The sequence below is a fragment of the Dapis hubbardiae BLCC-M172 genome (assembly GCF_050016015.1).
In the GTDB taxonomy this organism is placed as follows: Bacteria; Cyanobacteriota; Cyanobacteriia; order Cyanobacteriales; family Microcoleaceae; genus Trichodesmium.
This window is the reverse complement of record NZ_JBNHEQ010000038.1, coordinates 39,327-52,030: the sequence shown is the minus strand read 5'-3', so window position 1 is coordinate 52,030 and position 12,704 is coordinate 39,327. Positions and strand designations below refer to the sequence as shown.

The window sequence follows — 12,704 nt, the reverse complement described above, 5'->3', positions numbered from 1 at the left end:
GCTAAATGTATTTTAGGTATAACTTCTGGTGACGGAGGTTACAAGAAACCGGGTTGATGAAAGGTAAATTTTAGTATGATGGGGTATTTAATACAAACCCGGTTTCTGCTTTATCCAAAAATATGACATTGATTTTTGGTTATTAGATTCTCAGGCATTGACTTTAGAGTATGTCAGAAAAAATCATCGTCTTCAACAATTAAATAATAATGCCGCTACTTTAGTTAGAGCGCAGATGGAAAATGGCATAATTCCGAGTTTGTTAAATGTTCCAGAAAGTTGTCGAGTTTTAGATATTCAGGATTTAGTTTTATTGGATGCTAAATGTATTTTAGGTATAACTTCTGGTGACGGAGGTTACAAGAAACCGGGTTTATGAAAGGTAAATTTTAGTATGATATAGAATCCGGTTATATAGTATATGTTTATAATTCTATAATTAACTTCAATCTCCCTTACTCCCCTACTCCCCTACTCCCCTACTCCCCACCCCCAACTATACAATAACTATTCAACCGGATTTTATATGATGGGGTATTTAATACAAACCCGGTTTCTGGACTTTTTTCAGAGAGTGGAGAGAGCGATCGCTAAAATCAACACTAACATCTGAGAAACGACTAGAATTTTCATTCTATGAAGCTTCCATAAGGAAAAAGGTTGCATTCGGGAAATAACTCTGATATAATAAAATCACCAGTGGGGGTTGTTCGTCCCTATACATGACTTTTTATTCAACGCCAAAAAAGTCAGATTGACGATAAAGTATGTGAGGGTGAAGCGATCGCTAAAATCGAAAGTAAGAAAAAATGAGCGTACTATCATTTTGTGAAGCACCAAAAAAAATCGTGAGAAAATAAAGTTGCATTCTCCAAAAAATTCTGATATAATAAATTTATTGGTAGTAACTCGCCCTTACACATGACTATTACATCAACTAAAATTAAAGTACCAGAAAAATATTGAGGTTTAAGCGATCGCTCAAATTAAAAACGGAAAAAATCCTAGAGATAATACGTCAATCAGATCGATATGGTATAAAGAAATCGGGTTACAACAAAAACCCCTGCAAAACTATATATAGTGAACAATTTCTTTATGGTTATCAGTTTTGAAAGAGAAAATTGTAGTAATCTCAATATAGCTGAATCCCGCGAATGGTTAGTCACAAACGGCATAGGCGGTTACGCCTCCGGTACAATAACCAACCTCCTAACCCGTCGCTATCACGGACTACTAATAGCAGCTCTCCAACCCCCATTAGGGCGCACTCTACTGCTAACAAAATTAGACGAAACTGCTGAATATAAAGAGGAAAACTACCCCCTATATTGTAACCGTTGGGCAGATGGAACAATAAATCCAGAAGGCTATAAACAAATAGAAAGCTTCTATTTAGAAGGAACAATAGCAGTATGGAAATTTTCCTTTGCAGACGTAATATTAGAAAAACGAATATGGATGGAGCAAGGAGAAAACACAACTTACATTCATTATAAACTACTTAGTGGTAGCCAACCATTAAATTTAGCCATCAAAGCATTAATCAACTATCGGGATCATCATCATAATACCAATGCTAACGACTGGCAAGTTAGGGCCGATAAGGTAAAACAAGGAATCTGTATTAGAGCTTTTCCGAAAGCAACCCCTCTATACTTACTGACACATCCCCAAATAGACGACAAAACCGTAGTCTCTAAACCTGCTAATGACTGGTATTATGGGTTTAACCTAGCAGTAGAAAAATATCGGGGGCAACAAGAATTAGAAGACCACCTACACGCCATCACCTTCAATGCTCAATTAGAAGTAGGAAAATCTCTAACTATAGTTGCCAGCACAAAAGAAAATGCTACTACTAATGGCGAGAGAGAACTAGCTTTTCATCAGAATTACGAACAACAAATAATCCAAAAATTTGCCACTGTCGAAGCACCTAAATCAGAAGTAAAAAATCCAGTCATTAAATTCTGGAAATCATTTACCCAGACACAAGCTGAACCTACTGCCAAAAAGACCCCAGACTGGATCAACCAATTAGTATTAGCAGCTAACCAATTTATTGTCGATCGCAAATCGCCCAAACATCCATACGGCAAAACCATCCTTGCAGGTTATCATTGGTTTGAAGACTGGGGACGCGACACCATGATTAGTTTACCTGGTTTAACTATTTGTACAAAACAATTGGATGTCGCCCTGTCTATTCTGCTCACCTTTGCTGAGTATGTTGACCAAGGAATGTTGCCAAACCGCTTCCCCGACGGTGCAACTAAACCAGATTATAATACTGTAGATGCCACACTTTGGTATTTTGAGGCAATTCGAGCATACTATGAAGCAACCGAAGATGACAAATTATTAGCAGAATTGTTTCCAGTGTTAGCAGAAATTATTGACTCCTATCGTCGAGGTACTCGTTATAATATCCAGTTAGATGCTGATGATGGTTTAATTTATGCAGGTGAAACAGGTAGTCAACTTACTTGGATGGATGCGAAAGTAGATGATTGGGTAGTGACACCGCGTATTGGGAAACCAATTGAAATCAGTGCTTTGTGGTACAATGCTCTGCAAATCATGGATAAGTTTGCCCAACAGTTGGGTAAGAATAATCTAGATTATGAAAGATTATCAAGGTTGATAAAGGAGAAGGGTTTTGCTCGTTTCTGGAATCAAGAAGGTGGTTACTGTTACGATGTAATAGATACACCTAATGGTAATGATGCTTCTTTGCGACCGAATCAAATATTTGCGTTGTCATTGCCAGCAACTGGTAAATATAGTTATGTTCCTCTCCTGACAACAGAGCAAGAAAAACAGGTGATGGATATATGCACTCAAAAGCTATTAACTCCTTATGGTTTACGCAGTCTTGCTAGCGACGATCCAAAGTATAAGGGTGTTTATGGTGGAGATATTTATCAACGTGATGGTGCTTATCATCAAGGTACTGTTTGGGGTTGGTTGATAGGTGCTTATGCTGTAGCGCATTTACGAATTTATAATGATCCGGTAAAAGCTGAGGAGTTATTGAAACCAATGGCAGAGCATTTAATGGTGCATGGTATTGGTAGTATCAGTGAAATTTTTGATGGCAATGAACCGATGACACCTCGTGGTTGTATTGCTCAAGCGTGGAGTGTTGCAGAAGTTTTGCGAGCTTGGTCAGTGATTAATAAGGTTAATTGAAATCAAAAATAACCCTTTATTTAGGGCAGTATTTAGCAGTGAAGTAATTGTTCCAACCAAGGAATTACTTCACTGCTGTTTTGGTTTACAGCAGTTTTCATTTCAGTAGACCACAGTAGGGACTTTCCATGGAACCTCCCTACTAGGTTTTGGTTGTGAAGATGTGGTTCATCAACTTGAAAAGCGCTGTAGAGAAAGATATATAGCAATCAAAGCAAAGGTTATATCAAATCTGCTTGCTTTGGAAAATAAGGTTCTAAAAGAGGCATAGTAATGCTATATTCGATTGCCATCTTCTCTTCCCTCCTGACCAAAAAAAAGGTCTCAAGCCTCCCCTTTTAAAGGGATAAAAAAAGAGAATATTCCTTATGTCAAGCCTCTGGCTAAACCCAGAGGTACTGATAACTGATAACTGATAACTGATAGCTGATAACTGATAACTGATAACTGATAACTGAAATGACTCTTCCCCTCATTATTCATTACTATACAACCAGACATAATATTACTTTATTCATTACTAAAAGTAGGTTTTAAATCCGGATAAATTCCTGATATGTTGTAAAAAAACTTTCTCCTCCTTATACATTCAAATTCTTTTCTCTTCCCTCCTGACTCCTGACTCCTGACTCCTCCCCCCTTATTTATAACTATTCAACCGAACATGATATAAAATCTAGCAATTCGATCTTTATGAATATTTATCCATAAAGATCGAATTGCCATAAGAATAATTTAATTATGTTAATATAAACACAACAAAATATTTAAAAACAAACAAAGAACTTTATTTAGCAATGTTAAGATACTTTTTTTTCAACAATTTAGATCGAACACTTCTACTTCAGATAGGAGATTGCTGGAGAGACCCACCTCAATTAGTCTGGCTAGAGACTACTTCAAATATCTTAATAACTTTTGCTTTTTATTCAATCGCAGCTTTAATTATCTATTTTCTCCATAAGCGAAAGGATATAGAAAAAAATTGGATAATTCCTACCCTAGCAATTTGCATCTTATCCTATGCTACAACCCATCTAATAAAAACTTGGAGTTTGTCGTATCCCAGTGATTTACTTTCAGTTTTTCTTCCAGTTGTTACTGCCATTATTTCCATATCAATTTTCACCATAATAGTATCATTAACTCCCACAGCATTAACTATACCTACTCCAAATCAATTAGAGTTAGTAAATGCTGAATTAGTATCAGAAATTAAACGCCGAAAACAAGCAGAAAAATCAGTTCAGAGCCTAAATTGGTTGTTAGAAAAACGAGTTGAAAATGATACTGCAAGTCTCACTTGCTTGAACAATAAATTGCGTCAAGCTCTCAAAAAACAACTGCAAGTTAAGGAACAACTACAACTGAGTCAGTTTGCCATAGAACGTTCTGCTGATGCAGTTTTCTGGATAGCTAAAGATGGAAAGCTAATATATGTCAATGATGCAGCTTGTCATTCTTTAGGATATTCTCCAGAAGAATTGCTCTCAATGACGATCCATGACATCAACTCAGATTTTCCCAAGAATTCATGGTCTCTGCATTGGAATTTATTAAAAAAATGCGGTCACCTAAAAATAGAAGCTTATCATTTCAATAAACGTAAGGATAAATTTCCAGTAGAAATCACTCTTAATCATTTAGAATGCAAAGGTAAAGAATATCAATGTGTATTTGCACGAGATATTAGCGATCGCAAAAAAGTTGAAATTGCTCTGCGTAAGTCAGAAGCAAGAGAAAGGAATAAAGCTGAACAACTAGAAACGGCACTCCAGGAATTGAGACAAACTCAAGCTCAGTTAATTCACACAGAAAAAATGTCTAGTTTAGGTCAGTTGGTAGCAGGTATTGCCCATGAAATTAATAATCCAATTAGTTTTATCTATGGCAATATTAGCTATAGCAATCAATATATTAAAGACCTACTAGAATTGATTAATATTTATCAACAACATTATCCAACTCCTGATGCACAAATTGAATCTCACATAGAAGAAATAGAGCTAGATTTTGTCAAGGAAGATTTGCCAAAAATTATGTCTTCAATGCAGAGTGGAGCTGAACGTATTCGTTCCATAGTTTTGTCTTTGCGTAATTTTGCCAGATTGGATGAATCAGACAAAAAATTAGTAAATATTCACGACGGGATTAACAGTACATTACTAATTTTAAAAAATCGATTAAATCTAGTGACAGGATTAGGAACAGGGGTAAAATCAGAGGATATTCAAGTTATTAAAAATTACGAAGATTTACCATTAGTTGAGTGTTATCCAGGACAATTAAATCAGGTATTTATGAATGTTTTGAATAACGCGATAGATGCTTTAGAAATTTCGCTTTTATCCAAGAGTTGGATATCTCAAAAGAAACAGCTAAGTCATACAGTTTTAGATATGAAAAAGCAGTCTAATCCTCAGAGCCAAACAACTTTAAAAATCAATTCAAAAATTACTAACAACAATCGGCAAATTTCTCAAGAAAATTTAGTATCTTCTGGGAAAGATTTGGTTGTAAATAGTAATGAAAACTCCAACAAAATACTTGATTTAGTCAAACAAAAAAATCAGGAAAAACTCAAAAAACCGACGATTTCAATTAGTACAGAAATTGTAGAGAATAACTTGATATGTATTCGGATTGCTGACAATGGATTAGGTATGAATGAGCAAATATCTAAACAAATTTTCGATCCATTTTTTACTACTAAACCTGTAGGTAAAGGCACAGGTTTAGGATTAGCAATTAGTTATAAGATTATTGTCGAAAAACATGGAGGAAATATTCAGTGTAATCCTGTATTAGGAGAGGGGTGTGAATTTGTAATTCAGATTCCAGTCAAGCTGAAAAAACAGGAAAAAGTGACATCTTTTCAGAAAGCTGGTTGAAGAAAGTGTTAAGATCAAATCTCAAAAAGTTGGCTATATATCCTTGCGATAGGGAGATGGGGAGATGGGGAGATGGCAATCAAATATCGTATTGCTATACCTTTTACAGAGGAGCTACGCTATCAGAAATGGTATAAGTAGTTAAGTGGCAGGTTTTAGGTGGTATATATAGCTGAAGTCAGAAGTTAAATTCGCAGCACGGACTAAATTTGAGAGGAGCGATAGTCCGCGCTAGTAATGGCGAGTTTTATAAAATATCAGTATGCTTTCTACATTTTTATTGAATACTTTCTACCTGTTGAACACATTATTACAGAAATCCTTCCTGTTGTTCATTAATATTACTGAATAAATTAACTAATTGGGTGCATAACTACCATCAGATCAATTGTTTTATTGTGCAATCCAAGAGGAGACCCTGTAATATGCTTTCTAAATTTTTATTGAATACTTTCTACCAGTTGAATAAATTTAGCTTCAATTCATTTTTTCAGGAAAAAATGAGTAAAATCCAAAATTCGATGGCAATCTTGAAAAAAAGAACTGTAGGCATTATTTTCGTTGGGAGCGGAAACCGAAACTCAACTCCCATTACCAGAGTCAAATTCTAAACTCCACAGTCAAGTTTAATTCTAAAAACTGTTAGGAGAACTCAGTCAATATTGTTGTAGAGACCTTCCACGGAAGGTCTCTAATTTTCGCTTTGTTCCCTATTACCCATTTTTTATAAGTATTCAACCGTAAATGATATTGGTATTATCTCGATTCAAATAGCAGATAATACCATTTTTATCTGAAGTTCCACAGAATCATGAAATTCATCAATCTTTCTTTCTGTATATACAGTCAACTCTTATTCAAACTTTATTCTCAGGACTTACGCAAAAGATGGAACTACACTATTTGCTACATCATTTGTAGGGGTTAACGATTGGTATTATTTGTACATACTTTACCATAACTTCATATTAGCTAGAAAATTATGTTTTCGCTCGGTATCAATGCTTTGTAACATTACTTGATTGTTCCCTAGGACTCAGTATAATTCTAGTTTAAAATCTATATCAATCCTTTTTTATTCATTTTTAATACATATAACTTAATTATAATAAATGTGGTAACTGTTAGATAGTAATCAGCTTAATCGTAAATACTTAGTTAAATGTAATAAAAGTCACTTTTTTTAAATATATCCGGTGAAACACCATTGAATTGAGTGAAATTCCAGCATAGTTTTTTAAAGATTTGGTAAAGTTATTGAAAATTCACTCAAAAGTAATCCGTTTATTATGACTCTCTAATATAATTAGATATAAATGCCATCCAAGTTTCTTTAGGAGTTTCTTATGAAAAAGAAAACTGAACAAATTGCTTCTATTATTTTGGAAATAATTCAAGTAGGAGCAGCGCTTATTACCTTATCTACTTTCACTTTGTCTTTAACCCTTCTACTTACTCCTATCGCTATATTTTGTATAGCTTACAAGTACAATATTTTTGAATTAATTCATTAATTAAGTATAAGCTGATAGTGTAAATTTTCAAGATTATAGAATAGGAAGATTACTATCAGTCTTCCTATTTCTTCCATCAAATCACACTTAGTTACTTCAACCGTACTTGATAGTAACTCCCTTGCATTTTTTCCTATTAGAAGCGTTTGATATTTAGGTATTGAAGCGTTAATACCTGCATTAAAATTTTGTTATATTTCTTGCTTTTACTCAGTTAGAGTTACACCAAAAGAATGTTACTTTGACTCACAAGTTATTATGAGTTACATTTATACAATGTGCGGATAATCAGGGATAAAAAGTTTTTGTTTGTAGTAGGGCTTTAGCCCATCAAATATCTATCTTTGATCCATAAAATTATAAAGTAGAAAACAATTATAACAATGATTTATGTAATACCATTTCTCAAAAAGAATGCTATATCTGATTGGGTGGAGAAGTGTGGGAAGTAGACGTTGCATGCAACGTCCCTACGGGATAGGTTAAAAGTAGGAAAAATCTATACTAACCGACTAATAATTGTCAAAAACAGACTTTTAATCTTGGTAACTATTTGACTGGTGAAGTATAGCTGAAGTATAGCATTAATGCATGGTAATTGGTATAACTCTTATTTAAAAAAAGCGCTACTTTTGTTCTTAGTGCCATCCAAGTACAAGTAGGAGCAGCGCTTACCACCTTAATGTGTTTATTGTATGCTATTTACCTTGTTTGTTTTTAAAGATTCAGTAAAAATTTTATAGATTTTATGAAGAATCTGTAAAGATAGAACAATCTTGGGACTAATGCTCCTAAATAGATAGATAGACTATAAAATAAAGTCAACCTAATGTAGAGAAGTTCCATACAACCTCCCTACATTATTTTCTACCACATATCTACTTAACTGACAATATCTGAGCTAATTCTGGATGACGACCAAATAAACCAGTCATCACCCGCAAAGACAAAGACTTAACCACCGGAATAATTCCCATACCCCATAAACCTAAACGACGAACCGCCACTATAGGCAATAAAGTACCAGAAAACATTCTATCCAGAAAATCAGTAACCCCTAAAATTACTAAATTCTCCTTCCTCCGCCAACTTTCATAACGCTTCAATACCCTAATATTCCCAATATCCTCACCTTGTTGATGAGCATATTTAAGAATTTCAGCGATCGCCCCTACATCTCGAATACCCATATTTAAACCTTGACCACCCACAGGATGACAACAGTGAGCAGCATCCCCTATTAAAGCTAGACGATGTTGAACATATCGATCGCTCTGCATCAACTGTACCGGAAAAACATAGCGATCGCTCAACAACTCCAACTTACCCAATAAACCAGCAGTACGATACTCCAACTTTGCCAAAAATTCCTCCTTATCCAACGCCTGCAACGCCTTCGCCTCATCATGGGGAGCTGTCCACACTACCTGACACCTATTTCCCGGCAACGGCAAAACACCCATCGGACCGCTTGGCCAAAATCTCTCAAAAGCAATATTATTGTGAGACTTTTCCGTTTTTATTGTCATTGCCACACAAGACTGCCAATATTTCCAACCATTAGTACCAATACCAGCAGTTTCACGAATAGGAGACCTCGCCCCATCCGCTCCTACCACTAACTGAGACCGAACAGTAAAAGTTTCTTCCTCACCAGATAAATTATCTATATTCTTACGTCTCAGTTCAACTTCGACAAAATCAGATTGATAATTTACCTGCAAAACTTCCGCCGGACATAACCAAGTAAGTTGCTCAGAGTCCGCCAAAAATTCTTGCATTGCCGTCAGCATGACTTGATGTTCTCCAACATAACCCAGTCCTTCCGTTGAGGTTGGTTTCTTACCAGTAATAGCCAAATCATCAGGAGAAAATTGGACAGTGCGGGGATAATTACCATCAGAAAGACTGATTTGCTTATATGTAGTAATTTTGGGCAAAATTTCTTGCCAGACTCCAATACCATCCAATATTCTGCCAGATATTAGGGAAAGATTATAAGCAAGTTTTTTAGCTGCAACTACAGATTTAGGTTTAGTTTCCACTAATGCCACTTTTAAGCCAGAATTTTTTAGGGCACAAGCTAAGGCAGTTCCAGCGATACCCCCACCAACAATAACTAAGTCATAATCTAATTTTGGGGTAGCGGTTGTTTCAGACAGAGAATTTGGGGCAAGTTGCTTTATTACCATATTTATCAAAAATAGTCAAGTATTTACCTAGTAATTTGTACTCTCTTATATTGTGGCGCAACTTTTCAGAAAAATCTGAGCGATCGATGACTGAAGCAGGAGTTGAGGAGACAGGAGTCATACCATTTCTCAAAAACTTTTCTACATTTGATTGAGATGGGGAGATGGGGAGATGGGGAGATGGGGAGATGGGGAGATGGGATGTATTAAATATCTCCCACTCATCCCATCATCAAATCAATTATTACCCATTTTTTATCAATTACTTCTCCACCAGGACCTATTTTCTGGAGATACGCTTAGGGGTTCTATAAAAGTAGCGATAGAAAATCTATATCTGCTTTGGTTCGGATATGAAACGCGGAGCAACTGCGACATTTATATCGCTCTCTTTCGCAATTATTGATGTTTTATTCATCTATTGTCCAATAGTTAGGGTGTACCGATTGAAACTCAAAACTTTTGCCTGTAAAGGTTTTAGCCTTTTTCTGTTTTATAGCACTGCGCAAATAGTTTAGGACATTTCTAAATCTTGTTTGCGCAGCATTCCGTAGGAAAACTCTTTGAAAGTTTACTGTTCCCTGTTCCCTATTCCCTATTCCCTATTCCCTAGCGCTATGTATTGATGTTTTATTCATCTATTGTCCAATAGTTACAGAAGTTTCGGTGGAGAAGTGAAGTAAATATGCACAAGCAAGTGCGACAGCTATATACTTTCATGTAACAAAGCCTTGTAACTGTCTTTTTTGTCAAATTAACATTTACCGTTAGATTATATAGCGCTACGCATTAAGGTTACGACATTTTAAATCCTGTTTGCGCAGCATTCCGTAGGAAAACCCTTTGACCGTCTGCTGTTCCCTGTTCCCTGTTCCCTATTCCCTAGCGCGTAGCGCTATAATAAAATAGTTTTGCTGGAAATGTAAATGGGTTGATAATTATTATCAAAGTTAAAAAAAAATTAGTTAATTATATACAATAGTTGATGCAAAATGATAGGTAAGTTTATAGTCTTTGAAGGTGTAGAAGGAGGGGGTAAAACCACTCAAATTAAACTTTTAAGAAATTGGTTATTAGAACAATGGGAGTCGGATAAACTTTTTTCTAAATATAAAGATTTAGAAGTAATTATCACACGAGAACCGGGAGGAACAAAAGTTGGTAAGGCTTTACGAGAGTTACTTTTAAATGCAGATTTATCTGAAGAACAAATTCAAGAAAAGACTGAATTATTATTATATGCAGCAGACAGAGCGCAGCACATTGAAACTTTAATTAAGCCCTCTTTAGAAAGAGGAGCTATAGTTTTGTGCGATCGCTTTATTGACTCGACTATTGCTTATCAAGGATATGGCCGTGGTTTAGATTTGGCATTAATTAAACAACTGAATCATATCGCTACAGGTGGCTTAAAAAGTGATTTGACTTTATGGTTAGATATTGATGTAGAAATTGGTTTAACTAGAGCTAAAAATAGAGGCAAAATTGACAGAATGGAACAAGCTGATATTCAGTTTCATCAACGGGTCAAAAAAGGGTATGAAGAATTAGCAGAAAATAATCCTTTAATAGTACGAATAGATGCTGATTTGACCATAAAAAAAGTGCAACAGCAAATTCAAGAAATTATTGTACAAAAATTATATTCTAAGTGATTTTTGCAAAATAATGTATGGGATTTAGTCTCCAAATATAAGTTAAAATTGATTGTAAATAATTTCAATTTTTTTCGTGTCATAACTAATTAATTTAGTGCTATATTACCGAAATATTGTGGTTTAAAGCCTCCCCTTTTAAGCTATCCCTTATAAGAAACTCGTGAAACCTTTGTAGGAGGGTGGGGAGAGGGGGAGGAGGGGGAAGAGGGGGGAGTAAGAATTTTGTCAAGGTCCTCACTCATAGTGTATTTTTCAATTATTATTTCTCCCGAAAAAGCCTGTCCTAGACTTATTCATAACTTGTCTGTAATGTCTAAGTTTTATGTTAATAAAGATATTTATAAAGCATAGCCTTTTAAGGGGATGATAAATAAAAATTTTCCTGTTTGTCAATCCTCTTCTTTTCAAGGAGAGGTAATTTCAGTTATCAGTTATCAGTTATCAGTAGAGAGTGAACCTTTGACTGAAGTCGGAGGCTTGAAATACTGAATTAAATATTTTTTTCATCCCCATCTAAGGGGAGGCACCTACCCTCCGAATTTGGTAATTCTAAATTCTAAATTCTTAATTCTAAATTCTTGAACCATATCTCCTCTTATCTATTCCCTATAATTATGTTAAAACTATACGAATTTTCTGCTTCTGGTAACTGTTATAAAATCCGCCTACTATTAACTCAGTTAGAAATACCCTTTGAAAGAATAGAGATTGATATAACAAAAGGAGAAAGTCGCAGCGAAGAATTTTTACAAAAAAATCCTAACGGCAGAGTTCCTGTATTAGAAATAGAACCAGGTAAATTTTTATCTGAATCCAATGCAATTCTTTTTTATCTAAGTGCAGGAACAAAATTTTTTCCCACTAATAAATGGGAACAAGCCCAAGCAATGCAGTGGTTATTCTTTGAACAATATAGCCATGAACCTTATATTGCCACCTCTCGTTATTGGATAAATATTTTGGGAAAAGCAGAAGAATATAAAACAGAAATAAAACAAAAACAACCAGGAGGTTATGCAGCTTTAGATGTAATGGAAAAACACTTAGAAAAACATCAATTTTTTGTAGGTAATAGCTATACTATTGCGGATATTTGTTTATTTGCTTATACTCATGTTGCTGATGAAGGAGGATTTGATTTAAACCAGTTTTCAGCCATCCAAAATTGGATAGAAAGAGTCAAAAATCAACCTCTCTATCAGTCAATGAAAAAATAAAATTGAAGAAGGGAGAAGGAAGAAGGAAGGAAGGAGG

At 35.0% G+C, this 12,704-nt stretch carries 8 protein-coding genes; 5 read left to right on the top strand and 3 right to left on the bottom strand.

The genetic code is table 11. The features are described 5' to 3' along the window. Positions 1-157: 157 nt before the first annotated feature. On the top strand, positions 158-379 hold the full coding sequence (locus ACP6PK_RS04280; RefSeq protein WP_426558051.1) for a hypothetical protein: 222 nt from the start codon (positions 158-160) through the stop codon (positions 377-379). Positions 380-1,098: 719 nt separating this feature from the next. Then, a complete protein-coding gene (locus ACP6PK_RS04275) occupies positions 1,099-3,195 on the top strand; it encodes an amylo-alpha-1,6-glucosidase (RefSeq protein ID WP_426558049.1) in 2,097 nt (698 codons plus the stop codon). Positions 3,196-3,561: 366 nt separating this feature from the next. On the opposite strand, the gene ACP6PK_RS04270 is transcribed toward ACP6PK_RS04275, so the two are convergent. Then, a complete protein-coding gene (locus ACP6PK_RS04270) occupies positions 3,562-3,696 on the bottom strand; it encodes a hypothetical protein (RefSeq protein WP_426558047.1) in 135 nt (44 codons plus the stop codon). A gap of 296 nt (positions 3,697-3,992) precedes the next feature. Between ACP6PK_RS04270 and ACP6PK_RS04265 the strand changes: the two genes are divergently transcribed. Next, complete coding sequence (locus ACP6PK_RS04265; RefSeq protein WP_426558045.1) at positions 3,993-6,086, top strand: sensor histidine kinase; 2,094 nt, start codon at positions 3,993-3,995, stop codon at positions 6,084-6,086. Positions 6,087-8,478: 2,392 nt separating this feature from the next. On the opposite strand, the gene ACP6PK_RS04260 is transcribed toward ACP6PK_RS04265, so the two are convergent. Continuing rightward, positions 8,479-9,792: an FAD-dependent hydroxylase gene (locus tag ACP6PK_RS04260; RefSeq protein WP_426558043.1), complete on the bottom strand. Its 1,314-nt coding sequence runs from the start codon at positions 9,790-9,792 to the stop codon at positions 8,479-8,481. After that, positions 9,755-9,913, bottom strand: a complete 159-nt coding sequence (locus ACP6PK_RS04255) for a hypothetical protein (protein ID WP_426558041.1) — start codon at positions 9,911-9,913, stop codon at positions 9,755-9,757. Before ACP6PK_RS04255 ends, ACP6PK_RS04260 begins: the two co-directional genes overlap by 38 nt. Before the next feature lie 871 nt (positions 9,914-10,784). Here ACP6PK_RS04255 and tmk point away from each other — a divergent pair. Continuing rightward, positions 10,785-11,447: a dTMP kinase gene (tmk, locus tag ACP6PK_RS04250; RefSeq protein ID WP_426558040.1), complete on the top strand. Its 663-nt coding sequence runs from the start codon at positions 10,785-10,787 to the stop codon at positions 11,445-11,447. Positions 11,448-12,064: 617 nt separating this feature from the next. Continuing rightward, positions 12,065-12,667: a glutathione S-transferase family protein gene (locus ACP6PK_RS04245; protein ID WP_426558038.1), complete on the top strand. Its 603-nt coding sequence runs from the start codon at positions 12,065-12,067 to the stop codon at positions 12,665-12,667. The last annotated feature ends 37 nt before the right edge of the window (positions 12,668-12,704 follow it).